The 25,020-nt window shown below is 43.1% G+C and carries 24 protein-coding genes and 1 pseudogene; 12 read left to right on the top strand and 13 right to left on the bottom strand.

Annotated features, from left to right (window positions below; all coding sequences use genetic code 11):
* Nucleotides 1-235: 235 nt before the first annotated feature.
* Nucleotides 236-925 carry a Crp/Fnr family transcriptional regulator gene (locus ACP8HI_RS10850; RefSeq protein WP_438351091.1) on the top strand — a complete coding sequence of 230 codons (690 nt, stop codon included), beginning with the start codon at nt 236-238 and terminating at the stop codon, nt 923-925.
* A gap of 167 nt (nt 926-1,092) precedes the next feature.
* Here the strand turns inward: ACP8HI_RS10850 and ACP8HI_RS10845 are convergent, their stop codons facing one another.
* A complete protein-coding gene (locus tag ACP8HI_RS10845; protein ID WP_438351090.1) occupies nt 1,093-1,800 on the bottom strand; it encodes a zf-HC2 domain-containing protein in 708 nt (235 codons plus the stop codon).
* 4 nt (nt 1,801-1,804) lie between these two features.
* Nucleotides 1,805-2,206, bottom strand: a complete 402-nt coding sequence (locus tag ACP8HI_RS10840; RefSeq protein ID WP_438351089.1) for an RNA polymerase sigma factor — start codon at nt 2,204-2,206, stop codon at nt 1,805-1,807.
* 234 nt (nt 2,207-2,440) lie between these two features.
* Between ACP8HI_RS10840 and ACP8HI_RS10835 the strand changes: the two genes are divergently transcribed.
* Nucleotides 2,441-3,418, top strand: coding sequence for a ring-cleaving dioxygenase (locus ACP8HI_RS10835; protein WP_438351779.1), 978 nt, complete (start codon nt 2,441-2,443; stop codon nt 3,416-3,418).
* A 96-nt stretch (nt 3,419-3,514) separates the two neighbouring features.
* Here the strand turns inward: ACP8HI_RS10835 and ACP8HI_RS10830 are convergent, their stop codons facing one another.
* The 3 genes from ACP8HI_RS10830 to ACP8HI_RS10820 form a co-directional block, all read right to left on the bottom strand.
* Complete coding sequence (locus ACP8HI_RS10830) at nt 3,515-4,345, bottom strand: carbohydrate ABC transporter permease (protein WP_438351088.1); 831 nt, start codon at nt 4,343-4,345, stop codon at nt 3,515-3,517.
* A complete protein-coding gene (locus ACP8HI_RS10825; protein ID WP_438351087.1) occupies nt 4,345-5,217 on the bottom strand; it encodes a carbohydrate ABC transporter permease in 873 nt (290 codons plus the stop codon). Before ACP8HI_RS10825 ends, ACP8HI_RS10830 begins: the two co-directional genes overlap by 1 nt.
* A 75-nt stretch (nt 5,218-5,292) precedes the next feature.
* Entirely contained in the window at nt 5,293-6,609 is a 1,317-nt protein-coding gene (locus ACP8HI_RS10820) for an ABC transporter substrate-binding protein (RefSeq protein WP_438351086.1), read from the bottom strand.
* Nucleotides 6,610-6,801: 192 nt separating this feature from the next.
* Here ACP8HI_RS10820 and ACP8HI_RS10815 point away from each other — a divergent pair, with 192 nt between their 5' ends.
* A complete protein-coding gene (locus ACP8HI_RS10815) occupies nt 6,802-8,586 on the top strand; it encodes a cache domain-containing sensor histidine kinase (RefSeq protein ID WP_438351085.1) in 1,785 nt (594 codons plus the stop codon).
* Between the two features lie 16 nt (nt 8,587-8,602).
* Nucleotides 8,603-10,144 carry a response regulator transcription factor gene (locus ACP8HI_RS10810; RefSeq protein ID WP_438351084.1) on the top strand — a complete coding sequence of 514 codons (1,542 nt, stop codon included), beginning with the start codon at nt 8,603-8,605 and terminating at the stop codon, nt 10,142-10,144.
* A gap of 263 nt (nt 10,145-10,407) precedes the next feature.
* Here the strand turns inward: ACP8HI_RS10810 and ACP8HI_RS10805 are convergent, their stop codons facing one another.
* The gene (locus ACP8HI_RS10805) at nt 10,408-11,757 is read right to left on the bottom strand and encodes a lytic polysaccharide monooxygenase (RefSeq protein ID WP_438351083.1); all 1,350 of its coding nucleotides are present in this window, start codon (nt 11,755-11,757) and stop codon (nt 10,408-10,410) included.
* Between the two features lie 398 nt (nt 11,758-12,155).
* A complete protein-coding gene (locus tag ACP8HI_RS10800; protein ID WP_438351082.1) occupies nt 12,156-12,551 on the bottom strand; it encodes a DUF2871 domain-containing protein in 396 nt (131 codons plus the stop codon).
* 162 nt (nt 12,552-12,713) lie between these two features.
* Between ACP8HI_RS10800 and ACP8HI_RS10795 the strand changes: the two genes are divergently transcribed.
* Nucleotides 12,714-12,902, top strand: coding sequence for a PepSY domain-containing protein (locus ACP8HI_RS10795; RefSeq protein WP_438351081.1), 189 nt, complete (start codon nt 12,714-12,716; stop codon nt 12,900-12,902).
* 114 nt (nt 12,903-13,016) lie between these two features.
* On the opposite strand, the gene ACP8HI_RS10790 is transcribed toward ACP8HI_RS10795, so the two are convergent.
* Nucleotides 13,017-14,204 (bottom strand): MFS transporter, encoded by a 1,188-nt coding sequence (locus tag ACP8HI_RS10790; protein WP_438351080.1) that lies wholly within the window; start codon nt 14,202-14,204, stop codon nt 13,017-13,019.
* A 421-nt stretch (nt 14,205-14,625) separates the two neighbouring features.
* On the opposite strand from ACP8HI_RS10790, the gene ACP8HI_RS10785 reads away from it, so the two are divergent.
* From ACP8HI_RS10785 to thpR, 5 genes are all read left to right on the top strand, one after another.
* Entirely contained in the window at nt 14,626-15,159 is a 534-nt protein-coding gene (locus ACP8HI_RS10785; RefSeq protein ID WP_438351079.1) for a dihydrofolate reductase family protein, read from the top strand.
* Nucleotides 15,160-15,240: 81 nt separating this feature from the next.
* Complete coding sequence (locus ACP8HI_RS10780; protein WP_438351078.1) at nt 15,241-15,540, top strand: stalk domain-containing protein; 300 nt, start codon at nt 15,241-15,243, stop codon at nt 15,538-15,540.
* Nucleotides 15,519-15,713 (top strand): hypothetical protein, encoded by a 195-nt coding sequence (locus tag ACP8HI_RS10775; RefSeq protein ID WP_438352012.1) that lies wholly within the window; start codon nt 15,519-15,521, stop codon nt 15,711-15,713. Before ACP8HI_RS10780 ends, ACP8HI_RS10775 begins: the two co-directional genes overlap by 22 nt.
* A 266-nt stretch (nt 15,714-15,979) precedes the next feature.
* On the top strand, nt 15,980-17,239 hold the full coding sequence (locus tag ACP8HI_RS10770) for an erythromycin esterase family protein (protein ID WP_438351077.1): 1,260 nt from the start codon (nt 15,980-15,982) through the stop codon (nt 17,237-17,239).
* A gap of 86 nt (nt 17,240-17,325) precedes the next feature.
* The gene (thpR, locus tag ACP8HI_RS10765) at nt 17,326-17,886 is read left to right on the top strand and encodes an RNA 2',3'-cyclic phosphodiesterase (protein ID WP_438351076.1); all 561 of its coding nucleotides are present in this window, start codon (nt 17,326-17,328) and stop codon (nt 17,884-17,886) included.
* Nucleotides 17,887-18,014: 128 nt separating this feature from the next.
* On the opposite strand, the gene ACP8HI_RS10760 is transcribed toward thpR, so the two are convergent.
* From ACP8HI_RS10760 to ACP8HI_RS10740, 5 genes and pseudogenes are all read right to left on the bottom strand, one after another.
* The gene (locus tag ACP8HI_RS10760; protein ID WP_438351075.1) at nt 18,015-18,611 is read right to left on the bottom strand and encodes a YjgB family protein; all 597 of its coding nucleotides are present in this window, start codon (nt 18,609-18,611) and stop codon (nt 18,015-18,017) included.
* Nucleotides 18,612-18,977: 366 nt separating this feature from the next.
* Nucleotides 18,978-19,118, bottom strand: a pseudogene (locus tag ACP8HI_RS10755) (transposase); the annotation flags it as partial.
* Nucleotides 19,119-19,210: 92 nt separating this feature from the next.
* Complete coding sequence (locus tag ACP8HI_RS10750) at nt 19,211-19,996, bottom strand: SDR family NAD(P)-dependent oxidoreductase (RefSeq protein ID WP_438351074.1); 786 nt, start codon at nt 19,994-19,996, stop codon at nt 19,211-19,213.
* 17 nt (nt 19,997-20,013) lie between these two features.
* Nucleotides 20,014-21,216: an enolase C-terminal domain-like protein gene (locus ACP8HI_RS10745; RefSeq protein WP_438351073.1), complete on the bottom strand. Its 1,203-nt coding sequence runs from the start codon at nt 21,214-21,216 to the stop codon at nt 20,014-20,016.
* 25 nt (nt 21,217-21,241) lie between these two features.
* Nucleotides 21,242-22,360: a substrate-binding domain-containing protein gene (locus ACP8HI_RS10740; RefSeq protein WP_438351072.1), complete on the bottom strand. Its 1,119-nt coding sequence runs from the start codon at nt 22,358-22,360 to the stop codon at nt 21,242-21,244.
* Nucleotides 22,361-22,591: 231 nt separating this feature from the next.
* On the opposite strand from ACP8HI_RS10740, the gene ACP8HI_RS10735 reads away from it, so the two are divergent.
* Both ACP8HI_RS10735 and ACP8HI_RS10730 read left to right on the top strand, forming a co-directional pair.
* The gene (locus ACP8HI_RS10735) at nt 22,592-23,980 is read left to right on the top strand and encodes an ABC transporter substrate-binding protein (RefSeq protein ID WP_438351071.1); all 1,389 of its coding nucleotides are present in this window, start codon (nt 22,592-22,594) and stop codon (nt 23,978-23,980) included.
* Between the two features lie 173 nt (nt 23,981-24,153).
* On the top strand, nt 24,154-25,011 hold the full coding sequence (locus tag ACP8HI_RS10730) for a carbohydrate ABC transporter permease (RefSeq protein WP_438351070.1): 858 nt from the start codon (nt 24,154-24,156) through the stop codon (nt 25,009-25,011).
* Nucleotides 25,012-25,020 lie beyond the last annotated feature (9 nt).

Genomic DNA, 25,020 nt, shown 5'->3' with positions numbered 1-25,020 from the left:
CTGCCTGATCTTCATATATTTATTAAATATTAGAAAGTGAAGATTTAAAGTGCGTGCTTTATGGAGTTGATCAGTTTCAGAAATAATGGGGTATAAATCTTGTCGAAGAGTTATACTTAACGAGTTAGTTAAGTGCAACGAAGTGAAAATTCTTCTATTTAATTAATAGTTAAATTATTCTTTGGGATTTACTCCTCTGGTCATAATAAAAATGAATAATAAGGCGGTTTATGATATGGAAGAAATGCTAGTTTTTTTACGAGAATTCCCCTTTTTCAAACAATTAGAGGTGGAGGAATTGCAGAAGGTCTCCTCATACGTCATAACACGAACATATGACAAGGGGGTCAATGTATTTTTAGAGGATGGCGATGGTGATGAGCTTTATATTATTCAATCTGGAGTCGTTAAAATATATCGAGAGAATGAAGCTAGAGAAATCATCTTAGCTATATTTACAGAGGGAGATTTCTTTGGAGAAATGGCTGTTCTAGAAAATGAACTAATGCGCTCTGCCTCGGCAAAAACAATGGAGGAAACGACGCTCTATGTTTTGAAACGACATGACTTTCATTGGCTTATGAATAATAACCCACAAATTTCATTGAAAATAATGCAAACAGCGTTGCAACGTCTGAGGAAAGCTAATGAATTAATTACGGATTTAACGATACTTGATGCTCGTACACGTGTTACTAGAGGACTACTTCGTTTAATAGAAGATCATGGGGTCCGCCATGAGGATGGGATATGGATTGATCTAAAGCTGACGCATCAACAAATTGCTGATATGACAGGTACGGTTCGGGAAACAGTAACGAAGATTATGCTGGAATTGCAAAATCAGAATACGATTAAAATCGATAAAAAGAAGATTTTTATTTACGATATTGCGAAATTCGAACAGTTGACTGGGGGTATATGAATCAAAAGTAGATCGATCCTATCGAAAGATGTCAAAGCGCTTGATCTATATGGTGCTAGACGCCATAAATTAAGAACGGCAAATATACCAATAGTGAATACTGTTAGTACGTTTGCCGTTCAGAGGGAAATTTCCGATTGTACCTTAGGAACACGCCATGAATTCAATCACTCATTATGTTCATCGAAGTTAGCTTCAATTTTATCATTTGCTGCTGGAAAGTTCATTCCTTGCTCCCAGATTAGAACATTGTCATCTGACGTACCTATATATAACGCTTTAATCTCTGTGTCATCACCATATTTTTCTCGATAAATATTGTTTTCAAATTCACCAAACGTATAATGCATATTTTGAAGACCTTTATCGAATTTTGTTTTTGTTTTGATGAGTGGACGTAAAGGTGTTACATAAAAATTCCCGTTTTCATCCATAACAAATTTCGTGCGATCTAAGCCATAATTATCTGTTAATTTTAAATGATAAGCGATTCTACCATCTGCCAATCTACTCACATCGGTAATTTTAACAATGTCAGAGGGTACTTTCTTAATATCCCACTCGAAGAGACCGACATAACCTCCAAATACGACAACGGACAGTAGTGATGCACCGATTAAGCCTTTGACAAACGCCTTTAATTTAGTACGATTCCATGAGATTGCAATACCTTTTATAAGGTTACCTTCACTATAATTCTGTTCAACAACTTCTTCAGGCAAGTTGATATTTGCTTTGATTGAGTCTAACTCCAGTTGGCAACTAGGGCATTCTGCAAGATGTTCTTCAACCATTGCGGCACTTTCATTACTGCACACTTCGTCATAATACAATGGCAACAAATCGTTAATAATTTCACACGATATATTCCTCATAACACTATTCCTCCTTTAGTCGGTCTTGCACTCTTCGTTTAGCTCGATGGAATGTAACCCTTGACCAACTTTCTGTTTTTCCAAATATCTGGCTTATTTGAGCGAAGGACAGTTCTCCAAACACTCTTAAAGTAAACACTTCTTTATAAGGTTCCTCTAAGCCATGTAATGCCTGATGTATACGGAAAGCTTCTTCTTTAATCAGTAGGGATTCTTCGATACAGTTCTCACTTGCTGTTTCAGTTGTATCATGGGTTGTAAACCGCTTTTGTTTATCAAGATAGGAGAAGTATGTATTTTTGGCAATTTGGCAAAGCCATACATTGATTTTACAGTTACCTTTAAATTGATGAATACTTTTCAAAGCTTTAAAATATTGATCGTATATATGTTCGAAATCCGTCACTTTCTCACCTCCCTTTTATATAAGACTTGCTCAAAGAACATTCGTTACAACTTTTACGCTCAAAATATTAAGAATTATTGTTACATAGTGACATGAGATGTTTTTCATGATATAATATCTTTAAGTAGAGAGTTATAAATTAGAGGCAAATAGTAAATTGATTGAAATCGCCACACAATATAACAAGCATAAATTGAGAATCCATTGGAGGAATTAATAATGAATGAATTAAAAGTGACTGCATTAAAAGGAATACACCACGTAACCGCGATTACAAGTAGTGCAGAGAAGAACTATGAATTTTTCACATACGTTCTAGGAATGCGTCTAGTTAAGAAAACCGTGAACCAAGATGATATTCAAACGTATCACTTATTTTTTGCAGATGACGAAGGTAGTGCAGGTACAGATATGACTTTCTTCGATTTCCCGGGCATTGCCAAAGGCGTACATGGTACGAATGAGATTTCAAAAACATCTTTCCGTGTACCAAGTGATGCAGCATTAGATTATTGGGTGCAACGTTTTGATCGACTAGAAGTGAAACATACTGGAATGAAAGAACAATTCGGCAAAAAGACGCTTTCCTTTGTAGATTTCGATGATCAACAATATCAACTGATTTCAGATGAAAATAATACAGGTGTTGCTGCAGGTACACCATGGAAAAAGGGACCTGTCCCGTTAGAATATGCTATTACAGGATTAGGACCAATCCATATTCGGATCGCTAATTTTGATAACCTTAAAGAAATATTGGAGAAAGTTCTATTATTCAAAGAAATCGATACATCAGGATCATATCATTTATTTGAAGTAGGCGAAGGTGGGAATGGTGCGCAAGTCGTTGTGGAGCATAATGCCGTTCTTCCTCAAGCTCGACAAGGGTTCGGAACAGTTCATCATACGGCATTCCGTGTGGAAGATCGTTCGGTGTTAGAAGAATGGATTTCACGGTTGGAGAATTTCGGATTTCAAACTTCGGGTTATGTTGACCGTCACTTTTTCGAGTCATTGTACGCGCGAGTTGCTCCACAAATTCTATTCGAGTTCGCAACGGATGGTCCAGGATTTATGGGAGATGAGCCTTATGAAACGCTCGGAGAGAAATTATCTTTACCTCCATTCTTAGAGCCAAAACGTGAGCAAATCGAGCAACTAGTTCGTCCGATTCATACAGTTAGAAGCACGATAGAATTTGATAAAGAATAACGGAGAATACGTAATAGAAAGAGTGCCTCGCTAATGGAAACATTGGCGAGGCACTCTTTTGCACTTTAGGCAGAACATATGAAACAGAAGTTAAACTTAACCCTTGACCGCACCAGCTGTAAGTCCGCTGATGATGTATTTTTGGCAGAATAGATAGAGTACGAGTACAGGCAGCGAGGTCAGTACCAGATCCGCAAAGATCAAGTTCCAGTCCCGACTGTACTTGCCGTAGAAATTGTACACTGAGAGTGGCATGGTCCAGTTGGAGCTGTCGGTTAGGAAGTAGAGCGGAATGGTAATGTCGTTCCAGACAGACATGAATACCATGATAGCTACGGTCGCGTTGACCGGAACGATCAGCGGAGTCACGATTTTGAAAAAGACATCAAACGTATTGGCACCTTCCAGGAAGGCCACCTCATCCAACGCTTTGGGGATGGAGCGGATGAAACCGCTGTAAAGAAATACGCTGAACGCGGTGTTGAGAGATGCATAGATTAAGATAACGCTGGTGATGCTGCCGTAAAAGCCCATCGTCTGCACGACACGGATCGTTGTGATGATGGACATCGGAGCAATAAGACCCATGAAAAAGAACATATACAGAAATCCGGACCATTTGGTCTCTCTGCGGACTAGAATAAAGGAAGCCGACGAAGAGGTGAAGATATTCAAAATGGAGGACACGCCGGTAATCAGTAGTCCATTCAGAAAAGCACGTCCTAGACCGCCTTCGCGGAAGACCACTACATAGTTGGAGAATATCCATTTGTCCGGGAGCCGCAGGGTGAACTTCAGCACCTCTGTGCTGGTCATAAAGCTTCCGAAAATCATGATAAGAAGCGGCAAGATAATCAGTAGAGAAGCCAGAATCAGGAACCCTTCGACTAGATAGTTGCGCCAAGCCATTTTTCGTGAATAATTCATTAATCCGATACCTCCTTACGTCGCATAAAGATCAGCAGTGGAATGGCAATGATGGTAACCGCGGCGAAAAGAAGGGTGTTGACTGCTGTACCTAGTCCCCAGCTACCTTCCCCGAATGAGCGCAGGATGATGGTACCGACTACCTGAGAGGCATTTCCTGGACCTCCGCCAGTCAGGACAAATACTTCCGAGAACACTTTAAGCCCGCCGATCAGGGTGAGCATTAGGTTGATATTGATCGCAGGGAGCAGTAGCGGCAGGGTAATGCTACGGAAGCTTCTCCACGAACCAGCCCCATCGATAGTGGCAGCTTCATAATATTCCTGAGAAATAGACTGGAGTCCAGCCAAGTATATAGCCATTTGGAAACCGGTATGCTGCCAGATGGATAGGGCGGCAACCGTCCAAATCACGATCGAAGGATTAGTCAACCAAGCCTGGTTTAGGGAATGCAGGCCTATGGTATCCAATATGTTGTTAATGGTACCTTCGGAGCGCAACATGGGTGTAAACACAATGCTAATAACCAAAACGCTTAAGATCGACGGGGAATAAAAGATAGCCCGAAGAATATTTTTGGATCTTAGCTTCATGTTTAGGCCGACGGCAAGCGCGATACCGAGCAGATTTTTACCTAATACGGTGACTATAGCGAAGATAAACGTATTCTTCATAGCGAGGATCAGGGTTTTGTCGGTAAAGATGCGTTCAAAGTTGCCCCAGCCGATAAATTTGACGGATTCCCGGTCCAGCCGCCAATCCGTGAATGAATAGAACAAGCCAGTGAGTGCCGGAAGCACGAAAAATATGGAATAAATGAGTAGTGCAGGCCAGATCAGATAATACGAGTATAGTTTTCTTGATTTATTCATCTCTTCACACTCCATTATAGCTTTGGGCAGAATAAAGCCCGGAATCGGACTCTATTCTGCCTATTGTTTGGTTAATTAGAATCCTTCAACATCTTTGTCCTTCATCAGTTGGCTGAATTTTTCATCCCAAGCTTTGAGGACACCTTGAGCGTCCTGGCCACCGGCGAACTGGTCTTGAAGCAGACGGTACAGTTCACTGCGGTCTACGATCATGTAAGCATCGCTCGTTAGCACAGTCTTTTTAGGTGTGATATATTGATCGACAATCTCCTGCTTGTATTCCAGTAGCTCGGGCGTAGTAACGTCGCTGAAGTTGGACACATACCCTTGAGTGTCTACAATTTTCTGTGCAGCTTCTTTAGTGGCGATGAAATTCAAGAATTTTTTGGCTTCATCGATATGCTTGGCCTTCTTCGGAATGAATAATTGGCCGCCCAGCGGACTTGCGCCAAGACTTGCGCCTTCGGAAGAAGGAATAGCGAATAGACCAAGGTGCATGCTCGGATCTTTTTCGCTCACATTCTCAATCAGCCAGTCGCCCATAAACATCATAGCCACTTCTTTGTCTAGAAATTTGCCGACAGCCATATCATAGCTGTCGCTGAGGATGTCGATGTTGGTATAGCCTTTCTCGTAGACGTCATATTGCTGCTGAAGGAAGGTCGCGAACTCCGGAATATCGGACCATTTTTTTCGGTTGGCATTGATATCGTCAAAAAGAGTTGGTTCGTTCTTCGCGGCATAGTCCGCAAATGCGGCAGCCGGCCAAATGTTCGCGGCCCACATATCTTTGAACGGCATAAAGACCGGGGTGATACCGCTAACTTTAATCTTCTCGCATATAGCCAGGAATTCCTCGAAATTGTTCGGTATGGAAAGACCCAGATCTTTAAAGATATCCTTGTTGTAGACAACTCCCTGCATGCCTGTATCTTGGCTTACATGAAAACTATAGACATGTCCGTAAGCGGAAAGCACATCCTTATTCAACAATCTGCCAACCCAAGGCTCGTTATCGAGAATTTCGAAGTTACGCTCCAAGTTAAGATCCGTTGTTGCACTTGCGAGGTTGTATTGAATAATGTCCGGTGTTTCGTCAACGGCAAGTTTGGTCTGTAGAACTGTTGCCGTCTGCTCAGCTGGGAGAAGTTGAAGATTGACCTTGATATTGGTTTTCTGTTCGAACTCATCCAATAGATCCTGTGCGATAAACGGCGAATCCTGCGAACTCTTGGAAATGGCCAGCTCAATAGTAACTTTACTGCCATTTTTCCCGCTGTCAGTTGCTGAAGCGTTCTTGGAATCGGAATTACCAGATCCGCATGCAGCCAGCGATACTGTCATTACACCGACCAGTATGCCTGTTGCGATTTTTTTCATTTTCTCATTCATGTTATCGACCCCCAAAAATATATTTGATCTGTTTTCTTGAACGCGTTTACATTTTGATTATAGAGGTATGCCCCTGTAAGGTACATGTTTGTGCTTGACTCTTTCTGTGTAATATTCTGAACTGAGAGAACTTGTTCAATCGCTGGTTTGGTTGTAAGGTAGGAACATATAAAGATTTAAGGAGGCTTCAACTTGGGTATTTTCAAGAGAAAATTTGGCGGCGGCAAGTATCAGTCCGGTCTGCAATCGAAGTTCTTCCTGACATTCGTGTTTCTCCTACTGATTGTGCTGGGCTGCTTTCTGGTCTATGTCAACTTTCTGGTCATCCAGCCGCTGAAGGAGAAAACGGAGAATGAAATGCAGATGGTGGCCGCCAAAGTCAGCGATCAGCTGAACATCTATATCAATAACCAGAATCAGCTGTCCCAGCGAATTCTGTCGAATAAGGACGTGTTCACACTGCTGCCTGGCGGCAGTTACTCGCAGCTTACGATTGAGGGGCTGACGCGTAGCCGCAAGCTCAAGGATATCATGTTCCAGGCAATTGGTCCCAGTCTGAACATTGAAGACATGATCATTTATGACCTTAATGGGGCGGAGATCGCTTCTTATATCGGCTACGCCGGCAACCCGACTTCGCTTGTGCCGTTCCTGGAGGAAAGTGGAAAGCTCGCCACATGGCATACAAGCGGTTACGCTTTGTATCGCCAGCCTTCGAGTAGAATTTCCTTTGTGCGGGCGATTAAGAACCAGAACGGGCAGGTATTCGGCTATCTGGCGATCCAACTGGATCAGGAATATGTGAAAAGATCTACAGCTGGCATAGCCGACAGCAAGATCTATATTTTGGACCCGGAGAAACAGCTGATCTCTAGTACGCCTGCACTTCAAGATGAGCAGAAGGTTCCCGAATTTATAGCAACCAAAGCAGTCAGCGGAATCTATCTCGATAGCTACCGCAATTATGTTGCCTATGACAAATCGGCTGAAACTGGCTGGACCACTTACATCGTAACCTCGAAGAGTTTTGTGCTCGGACCGGTCAATTCGGTGAAATATATCTCCGTTCTGCTCATTGCATCGTTGCTGCTGTTTTCATTCGTCTATATCTACTTCTCCACCAAAAATCTACTTCTGCCCATCCGCAAGTTGCGCAGCCAGATTCTACGAATTAATTACAGCAATATGAATATGAAGGCGGATACGCGTTCCAACAACAATGAGCTGATTCAACTAAACGAAGCTTTTCAGGAGTTGCTGGAACGGCTGCAGATGTCTATTGACCGGGAAAAGCTTGCGCTGCATGAAGAGGTGAAGGCCCGGAATTCGGCGCTTCAGGCGCAAATCGCCCCCCATTTCATTCACAATGTTCTGTATCTGATCAGCATCGCCGCGCAGGAGGGCAAAGGTACCGTGGTATCGGATATGTGTAAACATTTATCGGACAGTCTGCGGTATATTGTGTCTTCCCCTTATCAGCATGTCAGTTTGACGGAGGAATTGAAGCATACCCAGCATTATTTGTCTCTGGTTCAGCAGAATTTCGAGGATGATCTGGAGTGGGAAATTGATGAGGATGAAGCATTCGACCAAATCCAATTGCCTCGACTTGCGATTCAGCCGTTCGTGGAGAACTGTATTGAACACGCCTTCAAAAACACCGATGCGCCATGGAAGATCAGGGTAAGAGTGAAGGTATACAACGGGATGTGGGCCATTGAAATCAGGGATAACGGGGATGGTTTCGAACCGGGCAAGATCAAGGAGATTCTGGACAATATCCATGGCTCAGACTCTGGGGTACACGAGCTTCAGCATAATACATCGGGGATCGACAATATGGGCATCGTGAATACTGTGAACAGATTGAAGCTGATGTACAAGAATCGGCTGTTCTTTAACATCTACCATCATTCGGAGGAGGGCAAGGGAGCAACAGTCCAGTTGATCGCATCGTTGAGTAAAGATTTCTACTAAACTGGGAGGGACAGCTATGTATACCGCAATCATTGCCGAAGACAGCAAGCCGATCCTGCGAAATATCCAAGCACTTATTCAGTCTACGGAGCTGCCTATCCGCATTGCCGCTACTGTGTCGAATGGGATCGAGGCGCTTGAATTTATAAAGGAACATCCCGTAGATATCCTGTTGACGGATATCCGAATGCCTAAGTTGGATGGGCTCGCACTGATTGAGCAGTGCAAGCTTGTGAATCCGAGACTGAAGGCTGTGCTAATCAGCGGATACAGCGATTTTGAATATACGCGAAAAGCACTGAATCTGCAGGTATTCGACTATCTGCTGAAACCTGTGGAGCGCCACCAGCTTGTTGACGTTATGGAACGGCTGGTTAAGCAGCTGGATGAGCAGCAAAGGAATGAGAAAGACCTCTTTGAGGGAATTGTGGAGCCGGAATTTCTCTCCTCCATGGAACTCGGAATGGACTTTTATACCGACGACAAATTCATGCTGATCCTGCGCAGACAGCCCTTTACGCCAGAACTGGGACTGGACCTCTGGACGGAGAATGTGATTCAGCGTTGCCTTGCCGAAGTCAGTGCGCCGGATGGCTGCTGGGTCTTTCCTACCTTACTGCCTGAAAAGTTTCTTGCTCTGGTGAACGGTTCGGTTCTGAATACCTATCTGTCCGTCCATGCCTATATGGAGGCCGTGTCCAGTGGGCTACAGGTTCATGGCATTCAGGTCTCCATAGCGGCAGAGCCACAGCTGGCAGGGATACTGGCGCTAGTTACGGGGTATGAGCAGCTGGATAAGATGATGAATGAGCAGCTGTCTATATCAGTCCGCCTTATGGACACAGTGTATTCCATGCCAAAGGGCATGCTACCTAGCGGAGAAATGGAGAAGCTGACGGGGCTTTTCGCAGACATGATCGGACAGCGGAAAAAGGAACGCTTCACTCTGCTACTTAAGCAGCAACTGCTGAATTTTCAAAGCACCAATATACGGATAACCGAGTTGGAAAGGTTCATCTGGTTCCTGGCGGAGGTCTTCAACAACATGGTTTCCCACCAGCATTCATGGGACAGGCTGAGCTTGGCAGGAGAAGTAGAGCTACTACTGGCGAGAGAGAGCTATGATGCCTTCGGGGAAGCAGTGCTCTCGTGGACCGAGCAGAGCTTTGAATTACTGCATCTCCAGAACAAGAAGAGCGGCCAAGAGTTGTTTCAGCAGCTGGATCAATATTTGCAGCAGAATATCTACTCCAAGCTGTCTATTTCGGATGTGGCGCTTAAATTTCATGTGAGTCCATCTTATATCAGCAGAATTGTCAAAAAACATTCACAGAGCACTTTCGTGCATTACTTTATGCAGCTTAAGATCGATGAGGCTTGCCGGCTGATTGCGACTAAGCCCGAGTTGAAGGTGAAGGATGTGTCGGAGGTACTGTCCTTCGGGGATCAACACTATTTCTCCAAGGTGTTCAAGGAATACACGGGATGTAGCCCGACAGAGTATAAGGAAGGTCGAATAGAAAGTGGATCAGGTCTGCCGTTCACGACAGATAGGTAGCAATCCTAGTATCGGGGAAAATTCATATTATCTATAAACATTAAGAATCTCGGAATCAAATTAGGAAATCAGAGGGACAATCCATTATCGTAGCGGCCACCTATACCAACGTGTGTGGACTTTTTCAGTGGTCTCGATAAATCCCCTTCTATTTCTGCAGAGACGGGTGCCGTCCTTGAGAAAGGACGGTACAGCCGTTTCTACTTGTCTGTTTAACTACAGTATCTTGAAAAAGATTGCGTGAAATTATAGAAACCTCAAGTTTACTTCAGTAGCCATAGTGCGGGCACATTAGAAGGTTCCCAACCGTTTAAAGATGTATGGGATTGACGGCACTCATACACTGAACCGTTATAGATTACAAGTGTGCCGACCGTGTAAGCAATATTTGCTGCCCAATCCGGGGTTGAAGATGCTATGGCTGTTGTGCCATTCACTGTACTGGTCGTTGACTGATTGCCTGCAGCGTCGATGGCAGATACATTGAACGTATATGCTGTGCTAGCGCTGAGTCCTGTTACGGTATAATTCGTAGTGGAACCCGATACAGTCGTGACTAACGTCGTGCCGATATAGATAGGGTAGCCTGTAACGCCAACATCGTCAGTTGACGCGTTCCACATCAACTGAATACTAGAGGATGTAGGGGTTCCCATAACGTGTAAGCCACTAGGTGCTGTAGGTGCTTCTGTGTCAAAAGCGACAGGTGCATTTGTGGTAACGCTTACAATATTACTCCCATTGGAGACGTTACTGGCTGCATCTATCGCCTTGATACTAAAGGTGTAGGCAGTATTTGCAGTTAGTCCGGATACGGTGTAATTCAATGTTGTGCTAGATATGGTAGTGACTAGGGAAGATCCGTTAAATACCTGATATCCTGTTACACCAACGTTATCCGTAGATGCGTTCCAAGCTAGGGATACGTTAGAGGATGTTTTTCCAGTTGACGTGAGAGAAGTTGGTGCTGAAGGTGCCTGGGTATCGACAGGGTTGCTACCGTTAAAGTTGACATCAATGACGTTATAAAAGGCGTTTGGAGTATCTGCAATTTCCCATACAGCCAAGATAACTTGGTATCCGCTGCGTACGGGTACGCTGCACGTATCTGAGTAAGAGGACGGTGGCTGTTTACTACCATAACTCACTGAGCAGAAAGGAGTTAAGTCGAATGAATCCCGAGTCAGAGCAGCGTTAGGGTTCCAATTGGGCTTAGTGATATAGTACTTCCAGCTTGTTGTTGCATGATTCGCAGTAATTTTCCAAGTGAATGTATTCTGTCCAGGAGAGATGTTGACTTTAGCCCAACGAGTAGCTGATTGTTCATCAAGCTTAGGAAAAGCCCCGTTTGCACTCGCAATCTTACTATCTGCTGGTCCCGTTGCAGGGAACCCCTTGGGTGCTTCAAGACTCTGCGGTTCATAAATGATCGCTCCACAGTCTGTGTTTTGTCCAGATTTACATAAAGCTGCTCGGCTAGCGGGTCCTTCAACATAACCGTGGGCAAAAGTAATTTCTGCAAATAATAGCATACAGATTGAAGCAAACAACATGACACTACCATACACTAGAAATTTGGGCACCTTTGAATGGGAAATACGAATAGATGACATTTCATTACTCCTCCTTTAATTTGAAAAATGGTTTACGAACGGAATAATTCATTTAAACCTGTAAGGCATGTCTCAAATTAGAACTCCTTTCTGTTATTGAAACGAATTTATATAATCTCATATAGAGTTCATATACAGAAATGTAGAAAGGAAATAATAACAACTGAAGTAAAATTGTTACAATTCGGATATATTCATTGTAAGATAATAATTTCTACAATATAAGGGGGATTATTCTATAATGTGGGGATAAAAACATGGTATTTCCCCCTAACTTAAATAAGTTAGAGGGAGGGGAAAATAATAAATGTATGGTGCACATGCTCAAGAAGCGAGTTTTTCAGCACTAAAGTGTATATTTACGATGAGGTGGGAAATAAGATTGGTGGTCTGTTGTTTTACTTAATCCGCTTACCAAGTATGATAAGTAACCAAATGATACCTGCACCTAGAATGGTATGACCCAGCCCAGCGATATGTGGCAAGAAGCTGATATCTTCACCGTTAATTTGCAGTATGCCTCGAGTAGCCATGGCACCAATCGTCATCAGTAAACCAATATTATAGACAATGTACCACGCACCAAAAGATTTAGCTTCATGCACATGAAATAACTTGGCTAGGATCAGTGTAATGATAAAGAAGAAGAATCCTAACACTAGAATGTGGGTATGAAGTGCAACAAATACAGTTTCTCCAGTGAAATCATTGTGTTTTGTAATTTCGCGATAAGCAATGCCAGCTAATAAACCAAGTACTACGTAGAAAAAGGAAGTATAATATAGCTTTTTCAAAAATAATCACTCCTTTATAGTTATCTTGAATGGATAACAAAAGTATAGCAAGCAAGTATGAACGCAATATGAATGGATTGTTACAAAAGTGAATAATTTCACGAACATTAGTATGTCAAAAGGATAATGGACTAGGTTTTTTGAATAAGGAGGATATCTTAAATGTATGGAAATGTTTACAATAACTCAACTCCCATATATAGACAAAGAATTACTAAGCAACAAGCACAAGAAATCGCCCTGAAACATGTGCCTGGACATATTCTTCATGTCGATATGGATTTAGAACATGGAGTATTAGTGTATGAGGTCTTTATTCTGACTTTCACAGCACCTATTTGTTTGGCTTGATCTGATACTTGAGAAGTAACGATAATACCAAAAAGATTGTGATATAGAATAAATAAGAAGAATAGGGTGCTGATGAATAGATCAACGATGGTTCATCCTCGAATATCGTTAAAGTTAACGGCCTGAATGATTTGCTCTTGAAGCCCGATTGTTAGTACTCCATAAGAACAGCACGAATGCAACCATACTAACCAATGCGACGATTGAATTATACATAAATACATTACGAATGCCAAAGCTGGTTGTTGCGATTCCGCCGGCAAAGCTCCCAATAATACGTGCGACACCTAGATTCATAAGACCGTTCAGTGTCTGACCACTTGCTTTTAGCTCCTTGGGTACTTCTTTATTAATGTAGGTAGCCATAGTCACAGTAAGTACGATAAAAATGAGGCCATGCAAAGCCTGAACGGGTAGCACCCAAATAGGCGTATCGATGATCGAAAAGAGGAACCAACGTAACGCTGTAAATACAGCTGCGGCTAATAATATATAGGGAATCTTCACGCGCTTGAAAATTTTATCTGCAAATAATAAGAATGGCACTTCACTTAATGATGAAATAACCATGGACCAGCCTAGCAATACGTTATCTCCGCCAAGCTCTCTGAAATACATAGGGAAGAAGGCATAATAGTACCCTAGAGTAATTTGTAGTATGAAGTTGAATCCGAAATAGATCATCAACATTCGATTCTTAAAGAGAATCGTAATAGATACTTTGTGTCCATGTGCTTGATGCCCTTCAACAGCTGGGAACTTCAGAACGAGTAGGAACGCGACAACGATAATGCTGAAATAAACGATAAAAATGGAGCTGATATGGTCCTTGGAAATAATCCCGAAGACAAGTGACATCATAGCAAACCCAAACGTGCCGCCCATACGAATATGCCCGAAATTTCCGATCTTATGTTTGTCTATTGCCTCAAGCGTAATCGTATCACCTATAGCAAATATTGAAGTCTGGAAAAACGTGAAGATGCTAATCATAAGCAATAGATATGTAAACTGGGTTGACAATGGATACAACAGGATCGTAATTCCACAGCCAGCCAATAAGAAAAGTAAAATGGAATTTTTCGTCTTGGCACGATCTCCGAGTGCGCCCCAGAGTGGCTGAGCCAGTATAGCGACGAATGGACCTAGACTGAGTAGAGTACCAATTTGCAAGGCAGAATAGCCAATATCCTGGAAATAAAGAGGTAGAAACGTCCCATAGACGGCGTTCCCAGCGTAAATAAATACATAGAAGAATAAAAAGTAACGTAAACTAGTTTTCACAGACTGACTGTTATTCATTAGGGCACACACCTTAGAAGGAATAGTTATAATCTTGAATTATACGAAATATTGTCGCGAAATAACAGCCTTATGTCGAAATTAATAGTGGATATATAACATAATTTAAGTAGGCACTCAAATACACTGTTCTGTTTATAGGGGATCTGGTGAATATTCCACTACATGCATGAATAGCTGCGTAAATCGCGGCTTTTTTTGTTTTAGCGATGTAAGTTATTGTCCCAAATTGAGGAATCTCAAATATACTGTGATTTGAGTTTAGAACTTGCACAACGATTTCACAATAACCGCAAGGGATATACTAATGCTAAAAGCAGATTTGTGAATAAGATACTGAAACGGACAGGATAGTGGAAATAATATGAAGGTTTTGTTAAACTGAATACGAACATACATTCTTTTATAATAGGGGGAAACTATGAGTAATCAACGGAAATTGGTTTTGTATATTGCTACGAGTTTAGATGGGTACATAGCCACACAAGATGAGTCTTTAGATTGGTTATTTAACGTTGAGGGGGAGGGGGATAATGGTTATTCAGAGTTTTATGAAACCGTGGACACAATTTTAATTGGTAAAAAGACTTATGATTGGATAATGAAACACGAACCAGGGGAATTCCCATATAAAAATAAAGAATGTTACGTTTTTACGAGATCTCCAGCAGAGGACACTAAAGATGTAAAATTTGTTAATGAGGATATAGTTAGGTTCACCAATAAATTAAAAAAAGAAGAGGGGAAAAACATTTGGATTGTTGGTGGAGGGGAGTTGTTACATTCCTTTTTAAACGAAAAACTAATTGATGAACTTATACTAACAGTTGCCCCGTCTTTAATTGGGCAAGGAATTCCGTTATTTAAAGAGGGGAATTATCAATTAGAACTTTCTTTAAGAGGTACAAGGCATTTCAATCAATTTGTTGAACTACATTATGAAGTTAAAAAGTAAATATATTGGAATATTTCCCTTACTTATGCAGCTGTAACTAACATTCAAATCAAGGTTGACGGTGTTGTTATTCCATCCGAGGTGGAACCCGAGATTAGGAATAGCCGCACCATGGTTCCACTTCGCTTCCTTTCAGAAACATTTGGCTGTAAGCTCAATTACAGCAATTCCACAGTTACTGTTGATTGCGAGGCATTGGTCATAGATGGTGTGAAAGTAAAAGTATTGCAACAGGAATATCATATGACTATGGGCGGCGTAGTACAGCAATTTAGCGGAAACGCATATAATGAAACAATTTATAATGTTTTTGTAGGCAACAAAGGCAGTAAAGTCGAAGCTCTGCAAATTATTCGTGGATGTATTTTATTTATACTTTAATTAAAGCTTTTTCAGATGAAGACTTAGAGGGATACCCAGAAGTTTTAATTTATGATGCTACTGAAAACCAATGGTATTTATTTAGCGATACGGCAAGACAATCCATTAATCAGTTAATTGAAAACGCCTTTAAGAGCGGTTTCTCCAAAATTATCAGTAATACGGTTGCATAGTGTAGAAATATCAATAAAGCAACGGCAGACTTGGACTATATTTTCTCGTCCAAGTCTGCCGTTGTATATATTGTAGTCTCAATATATATATCGTTGTTCAAAGTCTGACGATTGAAGTCGTGAAGGACGTTAATCTCTATGTGAAAAAAGGGTAAATGGAAGGTCTGTTCTAGTGAATTGTCTGATGCCAAATTTTGAATAGCAGTTCATTGTCGGGGAAAGGATAGATACATATTGATTCGACATAAAAGGGAGTATGAATGCGAATGCACGATAAAAGTATTCTATCTGAAATCCGAAGCAATTCTCTGAATCTAGAGACGATGGACGATCTCGATGTGATTGTGCAGGCCGTTGGTGAGGCTGAAATTGTCATGCTAGGAGAAGCCTCTCACGGGACTTCGGAGTTCTATACTCAAAGGTCAGAAATTACTAAACGTCTAATAACGGAGAAGGGATTCTCCTTCATTGCGGTGGAGGGCGATTGGCCATCTTGCTATACTTTGAACAGATATATAAAGCACGATCCTGATGGACCCGGAAATGTTCGTGATGCTTTTAGGGACTTTAACCGCTGGCCTACGTGGATGTGGGCAAATGATGAAGTGATGGATCTAGTGAAATGGTTGCATGAGCATAACAGAAATGAGGATAACGAAGATCGCATTGGATTTTATGGGATTGACGTATATAGTTTATGGGAATCTATTGAGGATATCCTTATACACCTGAAAGAAATTGGTTCTCCTGAACTCGCAACAGCAAAGAAGGCATTTGAATGTTTCGATCCTCATGCGCGCGACCCCCAAGCTTACGGAGTTTCGGCCAATTTCTTATCAGATAGCTGTGAGGCGGAAGTTATTAAATTGTTGGTTGCTCTTCAGGACAAGAGGAAATTAAGCGCGCGGCAAGAAGAGTCAGCCCTAAGCGATGAGCTGAATGCCTTGGTTGCGGTGAATGCCGAGCGTTATTACCGATCAATGGTTCGCGGGGGGCCGGATTCTTGGAATATCCGCGATGGGCATATGGTCGAAGCGTTGATTCGAATTAAGCAATTTCATGGTCCTCATGCTAAAGCAATTATATGGGAGCACAATTCACATATTGGGGACGCGAGAGCAACGGATATGCAAGCTGACGGAATGGTAAACGTGGGTCAACTTGTAAGGGAGAAATATGGTGAGGAAAATGTATATGCGGTAGGATTTGGTTCACATCGAGGTACAGTCATCGCAGCCGATGAATGGGGCGGAGAAGTCAAAATCATGACGGTACCTGAAGGAATGCCCGGAAGCTGGGAAGATCTGTTACACCAAGCTGGCGCGTACGACAAAATCATTCTTTTCAACAAAGGGAACAAGGCGCTACTCGAACCGATTGGACACCGAGCTATCGGCGTGGTCTATCATCCAAACTATGAGCGTGGGAACTATGTCCCTTCCATACTGCCTAGGCGTTACGATGCATTTATCTATATAGACCAGTCCCATGCGCTTACGCCTTTAGTTCAAGGGGTGTTGTATTAAAGGTACCCCGCTTAGCTTTGCTTTGGGGAGGTACCCTTTTATCATGTACGCTCAGATAACATTGAGGAAAGTGTGAGGGATAAAGGATGAAACGTAATAGTCAATCGATGCGGTTATTCGTAGCTATACCTATACCAGTGCGAGTAACTATGGAGTTGGAGCGTTGGGTACAAGCGAATAGAGAGAGGTTAGCCTTTCGGAAATGGACGCATCCGCAAGATTACCATATCACCATACAATTTCTAGGTGAGACTACAATAGAGAATATGGATGTATTACAAACGACTCTAAGAAGTATCAAAGTAGAGCCTATCTCGCTAATGTTAAAAGGAGCTGGTTTCTTTGGTGTGCCTAAAGCGCCTCGTGTTCTCTGGGCGGGTATGTCTGGAGACCTACTGGGCTTAAATAGATTTCATGAATCAGTCATTCAAGCGACGCGAGCTCTGGGATATGTACCTGAAACTCGCCCTTATGCCGCACATATTACACTTGCCCAAAGATATGTAGGAGAAAATGAATTTTGTTCCGAAATCCTTCAGTCTGCTCCGGCAGGAATAGAGTGGGAAGCTGACCGTTTTACACTCATGAGAACCCATATGAATGCTTCACCGATGTATGAGGCTATCGGAAGCTTTCCTATGTTCTAGAAGTGAGCTTATCGCGAATGATCTGATTTATTCTGTACATATGAATTGGGTATTAAATGCGCGATCTCGCAGCGTGCATAGAAATACAGCTCCTGCGACGAATCACGGGAGCTATATTTCTGCTATGATTATTTCTTCATAAGATTTATGTGGTCCAGTTCCGTATTGCTGTTAAAAATGAACTCCATCTTGTAATCTCCTCGAATATATGTGAGCTTGGTTTGTGTTGTTCTACCGTTCTTAAACGTCTCACGAGAATTTGGTGCATACCAGTTCTGATTTACCATCTTTATCGTGATCCCACCGATATTGGTTTGGCGTTCGACATTTGTACCAAAGTAACGAATCTCGTGGATCTTATTTAGTTTATAAGAGATGGCATAGCCGGGGTTCCCCATATTGGCGCTGTATAGGTCAAAGGCCTCGGAGTCTTTGCCAGGTGATTCAGGATTTCCGATTTTGTTGTATACGTTCTGTTTAGTGCTTTGTCCAATGGTGAGGCCGCTCAACGCTCCAGGAAATTGGCCCTTCAAAGCGGGCTTATAAAAGCTGTTCAATGTTTTGAGAGCCTGTTCAGAAGCATAATTACTAGTGCTAGCTGTTGCTGCAGCGTCAGCCTGATGGATCGGGAAAACGATTTGATTGACTCCCAATGTGCTCAGGCCGACAACGCCTGCCATTGCGAAAGTGATCACTGCTTTTTTTGTCGGTTGTTTTATATTCATGATGTATCCTCTCCCTAATAACATGTATTAACCACATGACTTCTTTAATAAACACGTGCCTCAGAATCATCCTAAATGATAGAAGAATCAGAAAGTGATTGGGTTACGATTCCGTAAAGATGAAATAACAGTTTTGATACTTTGAATTCCATCATCACGAATATACGGTAGAATCGGATGAAGCCCTAGAGGGATACCCAGAAGTTTTAATTTTTGATGCTATCGAAAACCAATGGTATTTATTTAGCGATACGGAAAAATAATCCATTCAACTTGTAATTGATCTTATTCGATTTGTTCCTTAAATCGAATAAGAGGTATTGATTTACAAGCGATTACGTATGGTTTTGAATGATCATATAACTACTTTAAAAGCACATATGTCTTGAGTGCTGCGAACAACTGATTAAATATGGCATTCTTTGTCGTACCAAAAAGAACAAGGACATTTAAGTTTTGCTTCATCCATCTAAAGAACACTTCGATGCCCCAACGTGCCTTGTACAAAATCGAGGAACTAATGGAATTCATGTAAATGCCCTCCCTTTATCCATCTTGGATCAAGGGAGGGCATACTTATTTTGGGCTTTATTTAAGGTTTATTCGATACCAGGGGCGGCATGGGGAGTGGACCAACCGTTCCCTATGCCATACTCGGGCATGCCCGGTAGCGTTAGGCCTCCGTCCACCCGTAGGGTTGTCCCGGTGATGTAGCTCGCCTTGTCCGAGGCCAGATAAACCACCGTATTCGCAATATCCTCAGGAGTTCCCATTCCTAGAGGGATACGGCTACCCAATTCCGGATGATTATGGGGAGAGGAGGCAACAATTCCGGGCGCAATGCAATTGAACCGAATGCCGTGTGGTGCGAGTTGCATTGCGAGCGATTCTGCCGAACGGTGCAAGGCCGCTGCAAACGAACCATACAATCCATTGGTCTCATAGGCTCGTAGTCCGTGAATTGAAGTGAGAAACAGGATGCTCCCAGGTATTCCGGTTTCGATCATCTGGTTTGCAGCCGCTTTAGCAAAGAGGACACCGCTCCGGTAATTTAGACGGTAAACCAGATCCATTTGCGCCGCTTCGGTATCGACTAAGCGGTTGGCGCATGCTATTCCGGCATTCCAGACGAGCAAATCTAGGCGTCCTGTATCCGCAAATGCCCGTGCGGTTGCCCTCTCCGCAGCAGAGGAGTCCTCCAACGATTCAGGGTAGGTATAGCAACGAACGCCAGTATGCTCTACATCTAGCAGAAGTGAAGTAGCCTGCTCTTTATCAGTCCTGTAAGCGATTGCAATGTTGTAGTCAAGAGTGGCGAGAGCGAGGGCAATCGCCCTGTTAAGAGGGGTTGTATCGCCAACGATTAGTGCAGTTTTACGAGTCATTAGATCTACCTCCAAAATCAGGGATTATTATAAGTGCCGTCGGGAAGCCTAGTCTGAGTCCAAAGTGTAACGGAATCATCGCAAGGGTAGAGTGCGGCTAGCTTTTCATCGAGATCAATGCCGAAACCGGGTTTCTCGTTAGCATAAACGTAGCCATCACGAAGTTCGGGGCATCCTGGGAATACTTCCTGCAGTCGCTCATCTAGCCCGCACCATTCTTGAATTCCGAAATTGTGAGCGTTCAGATCGAGGTGGATATTGGCTGCGTGACCGATCGGCGAAACATCTCCGGGGCCGTGCCAAGCTGTATTCACCCCAAATTGCTCGCAGAAAATAGCTAGCTTTCGCGCAGGAGTCAACCCCCCGATCTGGCTGATGTGTACACGAATAAAATCGATGAGTCGATTCGCGATTAAATGAGTCCATTCTTGCGGATTGTTGAACAGTTCGCCGATAGCTATCGGTGTGGAACATTGCTGACGTAGTGTCTCATACCAGTGGTCCTGCTCCGGTGAAAGCAAATCCTCGAGGAAGAAGGGGCGGAAGGGCTCTAGTGACTTAGCCAGTCGTACCGCTTCGATAGGAGTAAGACGCTCATGGGAGTCATGCAAAAGCTCTACATCGTAGCCGATCTTCGCTCGTACATGCTCGAATAGCTTCAAAGTATTCTGTACGTATTGGTCGGGGCAATAGTAGATGCCATCCGCCGATTGGGGAGGGGTATTGAGTCCCGACGCTTTGCCTCCATACCCGCCCATTTGGATGCGGATATGGCGGACTCCTTGTTCCCTGAAACGATGTACGTTTTCCAGTACCTGATCAAGGTTGGCTCCGTCTGCATGGCGGTACACCGCCACGCCTTGACGTGATTTGCCGCCAAGCAGGTCGTACACTGGCATATTGGCCATTTTGCCTTTAATGTCCCAGAGCGCCATATCGATACCAGAGATAGCATTGTTGCTGATGGGCCCGTTGCGCCAGTAAGCGTTACCGTTCATCAGGTGCCAAAGATCTTCGATGTCAGCTACCGCACGGCCGACCAAGAGAGGCTTGAGGTATTCTTCTACCACTAGTGTGACTGCTTTATAGCGATAAGTGAAAGTTGCACAGCCTAGGCCGAACAAGCCCGCCTCGGTGGTTTCCACCTTGACGACGGTGAGGTTGGATCCACTCGGGTTGGTATTAATGACCCGAATGTCTCGAATTTTAATTTGTGACATTTAGAAACAACTCCTCCTATTTAGTTCATGACGCTGGACTGGTTGAAGTCCTGGGAATGAGATCAACGGTGATGGTTTGAGATGAGGGTTTATCCTCTTCAGTCAAAAATATCTCCGCAATCGTCTCGCCGATGGTGGCAAAATTCTGGTCCACGGTCGTAATTTGTGCGCTGCCGGTGACGGCCCACTCTATGTTGTCAAATCCTGTGATGTTCATCTGCTGGGGAACCAAGATGGAAAGGCTACGGCAGCACATGTACACATTGAAGGCCACTTCGTCGTTTTCGCATTCGATGGCTGTGACGCCATCTTTGTGAAGGTTATTGATGATGTGCTTGAGCATAGGATAATCCGAACTGAGATCCATCTTCACATGGTTGGGATTAACCTCATACCCATTATCCTCCATGCACTTTATGAATCCCTTATAGCGTTCTCGGATGCTTGTCAAGTCGTTGGAAGAAAACCTGGAAAGATAAGCGATGTTGCGGTGCCCGTAGTCCACAAGGTGGCGGGTGAGCATGTAGCCTCCGTTAAAATTGTCGCAGACCACGTTGCTTAAGTAGTTGATGTCATGCGGTTTATCCAGGATGATGACACGTTTGCCGTTCTCTGTAAACATCTTGAGGATGTCCAAATGCAATTCTTTCCCAGATGGATACAGAATTAGGCCATCCACATTTTGCGAGAAGAGGCGGAGTAGCAATTTGCGCTCCTGCTCAGAGTCATAGTGTGGTTCACATATGTGAATAGTTAGATGATAGCCTTGCTCGGATAGACGTTTAGTCACGGTTTCAATCGTACGCATGATGCCCCCTTGAGTAGTGGAAAAGGGAAGAACCAGTGGGATGATTCTTCCCGCCGATGCCGATAATGCAGGCACCTGCAAACTAGTGGTTGGATGATCCTTAGCATCGAGATTGTTACGCACGAAACTACCTACACCGCGCTTACGATAAAGAATGCCCGCTTTTTCCAACTCCTCGATTGCCCGTTTGGAGGTGATACGGCTAACTCCGTATTGTTCTGAAAGACTTCTTTCCGTACAAATCGGCTTTTCGTAATCGAACTGATCTAGTTTAATAAGAGAAAGGATATCGTCGATAATTGTTTGATATAACAATTTAGGCTGAGTATTCTGCATATTTGCTCCTTGACTTCTTTTTTATCTTAACATTAGTATATCAAACTCGTTAATAAAGTCAATTCAGATAAATTAATTCAATAAAAGTGAGTTTTTATACTTGAAAAAATGGTATTGACAAATTAAATTATGCGATGTAATAATATGATATATCAAACGCATACATTTAATATACCAAACTCATCTGTGTACTACGGCGTTTGAATATTAAAGTAATAAAGTGGGAGGTTTATGATGAAGAAAAGGGTAATTTCGGTTCTTATGGTATGTCTAATGGTGACAATGGTCTTTGCAGGTTGTTCCAAGCAAAACGAGTCCTCGGGTGAGGGAAGTAGCAAAGGGAGCAAGGAATTGACAATGTGGACCTGGAAAATCGCTATGGTTCCCGGTTTTGAGGCGGCAGCAAAAAAATATGAAGAAAAGACAGGTATAAAAGTGAAGATTGAAGCGTTCACACCTGATGATACGTACCGTCAAAAGGTGATAGCTGCTGCAAACTCTGGAGATTTACCGGATATTATTCATTGGTGGGCATCACGCGGACTCGGTTTCGAAAATGCACTAGAGAATATGAATGACAAAGCAACAGATGAATTTAAAGGTAAATTTCTTGCAAGCGCCTTCAATGAATCCCTTGTTCGCCAAAGCGATGTTAATAATTGGGATAAGGATTCTCAGCAAAGTGATGTAGTCAAGTCATTGAAGGTGGGCGACCTTTATCAGATTCCACTGGATGTAGGCGGATTCTTCACGATCTACGCGAACAACGATATTCTTGAGAAAGTTGGTTTGGACAATAAAGCTCCTCAGAGTTTTGAAGAATTCATCGAATACTCCAAGAAAGTTAAAGAGGGCACTGATAGAGCGGGATTCGTATTTGCCGCAGGACTTCAGGATGTCTACTATAACTGGATGGGCAGAGGGATGGAAGCCACTTACCTAGGTGTGGATAAATCCGCAGGATTGGTCAACCGTACAGAAAAGATGAGCGATCCGAACAATATCAAGCCTTTGAAGGCGTTTGAAGATCTAGTTAACACAGGTTCGATCTTGGATGGTGCTATTACGAAAAATATCGACGAAGCGGATCAGTCCTTTGCAGCTGGAGAAGCAGCTTACTTGCTTGGGGGTACCTTTACTTACGGTAATCTGAGCGCTATGGGTATGGATGTTTCCACAGTCAGTTCCTTTGTTGTTCCTTCGATGGAAGGCTCTAAGGTATCACAGCCTCTAGAACTAAATCCCTTTACTTTGACTGCTCTTGCTATGTCAAAGACATCGAAGAATAAGGATGCTGCCTGGGAATTTCTACAGTATTTAACAGCTGATCCTGAAGGCGCAGCGTTGTTGGCTAACGGAGGTTACATCCTTCCAGCCGTCAACCTTGGCGACGAGGAAAGTAATCTTTCCCCTACGCTACAGACGATGTACAAAGCGCTTAGTGATGAGCCATCTGTAGTGACACAAGTAGATAATTGGCCGGACAGTATTGGTAGAAAGGCTGAATGGACTGAACTTTACAAGGATATGCAAAAGATTATAACTGGAGAGTTGACAGCAGAGAAGGTAGCTGCCAATTTTGATAAGAATGCAGCGAGCGAAGCAGCTTCGGGCAACTAAGGAAATAGTGTAACAAGAAGTGCAAAGTAGATCGCACTCAACCTACTTTGCACTTCTCCTTTATCTTGCTCTTGCATGACAGATACACAAAATCTCAAAGGTTTGTGAGGTGCAAAATTGCTATGTCAAAAAAGCGTATGTGGCGAGAAACGGTGACCGGATATCTCTTTTGTATGCCAGCGCTTATTCTTTTCCTGACCGTTGGGTTATATAGTGTTGGCTTTTCTATATTCTTGAGTTTCTTCAACTGGTCTGGAGTTAATTTCGCTGAAACCGCAAGATTCGTGTGGTTTGACAATTTCAAGTACTTTCTCTTCAATGGTAGCCCTGTAAACACAGGGATTTTCTACTCGGGTCTCTTTAACAACTTCAAGATCGGCTTATTCTCTATAATGATAATTATTCCGGTATCGATGTTGATTGCCTATGTCGTCACCAACATTAAGCGGTCTGCCGCGTTCCGCACGATCTATTTCATTCCCATGGTAGCATCCGGAGTTGGGGTATATTATGTCTGGCGCGGCTTGTTCGGGGCGGCTGGCACGATCAACTCAGTATTATCTAGTATGGGACTCGACATACTGGTGATTAAGAACGGTATGCTGGGCGATCCGCGAACGGCGATCATTGGGGTTATCATAACGGTTATTTGGGGTGGTATTCCCGGGACCATGATCCTCTATTACGCAGGACTTGCCAATATTGATAATTCCTTCTACGAATCCGCCGAAATTGACGGTGCTAGCAAGTTTCAAATGTTGATGAAGATCACCTGGCCGCTCTTGAAGCCAATGACCATCATCGTGCTCATTCAGCAGCTGAACGGAGCCTTTCAGATGTTCGAGAACATTTGGGTACTCACCGGCGGTGGTCCAGGTGGGGCGACCGATGTGGTTGGTACCTTGATCTACAAGACCGCTTTCAAAGACGGACGGTACGGGATGGCAAGTGCTATGGGTTGGTCAGTTTTCGTGATTACACTTATCCTGTCCATCATCAGTATGAGAGCTTTTAAATCGGATACGGAATAGGAGGGGAGA

Origin of the sequence: Paenibacillus sp. FA6 (assembly GCF_051550225.1) — a bacterium.
GTDB lineage: Bacteria > Bacillota > Bacilli > Paenibacillales > Paenibacillaceae > Paenibacillus_AQ.
Note: the sequence above shows the minus strand (reverse complement) of the source record. Positions and strands in the feature narration are given on the sequence as shown.

Excerpts from the sequence above, each read along its gene's own strand:
- ACP8HI_RS10850 (WP_438351091.1), top strand. The coding sequence starts at position 236 with ATGGAAGAAATGCTAGTTTTTTTACGAGAATTCCCCTTTTTCAAACAA.
- ACP8HI_RS10845 (WP_438351090.1), bottom strand. The coding sequence starts at position 1,800 with ATGAGGAATATATCGTGTGAAATTATTAACGATTTGTTGCCATTGTAT.
- ACP8HI_RS10830 (WP_438351088.1), bottom strand. The coding sequence starts at position 4,345 with ATGAATTATTCACGAAAAATGGCTTGGCGCAACTATCTAGTCGAAGGG.
- ACP8HI_RS10825 (WP_438351087.1), bottom strand. The coding sequence starts at position 5,217 with ATGAATAAATCAAGAAAACTATACTCGTATTATCTGATCTGGCCTGCA.
- ACP8HI_RS10820 (WP_438351086.1), bottom strand. The coding sequence starts at position 6,609 with ATGAATGAGAAAATGAAAAAAATCGCAACAGGCATACTGGTCGGTGTA.
- ACP8HI_RS10810 (WP_438351084.1), top strand. The coding sequence starts at position 8,603 with ATGTATACCGCAATCATTGCCGAAGACAGCAAGCCGATCCTGCGAAAT.
- ACP8HI_RS10805 (WP_438351083.1), bottom strand. The coding sequence starts at position 11,757 with ATGTCATCTATTCGTATTTCCCATTCAAAGGTGCCCAAATTTCTAGTG.
- ACP8HI_RS10795 (WP_438351081.1), top strand. The coding sequence starts at position 12,714 with ATGTATGGAAATGTTTACAATAACTCAACTCCCATATATAGACAAAGA.
- ACP8HI_RS10790 (WP_438351080.1), bottom strand. The coding sequence starts at position 14,204 with ATGAATAACAGTCAGTCTGTGAAAACTAGTTTACGTTACTTTTTATTC.
- ACP8HI_RS10785 (WP_438351079.1), top strand. The coding sequence starts at position 14,626 with ATGAGTAATCAACGGAAATTGGTTTTGTATATTGCTACGAGTTTAGAT.
- ACP8HI_RS10775 (WP_438352012.1), top strand. The coding sequence starts at position 15,519 with ATGTATTTTATTTATACTTTAATTAAAGCTTTTTCAGATGAAGACTTA.
- ACP8HI_RS10770 (WP_438351077.1), top strand. The coding sequence starts at position 15,980 with ATGCACGATAAAAGTATTCTATCTGAAATCCGAAGCAATTCTCTGAAT.
- thpR (WP_438351076.1), top strand. The coding sequence starts at position 17,326 with ATGAAACGTAATAGTCAATCGATGCGGTTATTCGTAGCTATACCTATA.
- ACP8HI_RS10760 (WP_438351075.1), bottom strand. The coding sequence starts at position 18,611 with ATGAATATAAAACAACCGACAAAAAAAGCAGTGATCACTTTCGCAATG.
- ACP8HI_RS10750 (WP_438351074.1), bottom strand. The coding sequence starts at position 19,996 with ATGACTCGTAAAACTGCACTAATCGTTGGCGATACAACCCCTCTTAAC.
- ACP8HI_RS10745 (WP_438351073.1), bottom strand. The coding sequence starts at position 21,216 with ATGTCACAAATTAAAATTCGAGACATTCGGGTCATTAATACCAACCCG.
- ACP8HI_RS10740 (WP_438351072.1), bottom strand. The coding sequence starts at position 22,360 with ATGCAGAATACTCAGCCTAAATTGTTATATCAAACAATTATCGACGAT.
- ACP8HI_RS10735 (WP_438351071.1), top strand. The coding sequence starts at position 22,592 with ATGATGAAGAAAAGGGTAATTTCGGTTCTTATGGTATGTCTAATGGTG.
- ACP8HI_RS10730 (WP_438351070.1), top strand. The coding sequence starts at position 24,154 with ATGCCAGCGCTTATTCTTTTCCTGACCGTTGGGTTATATAGTGTTGGC.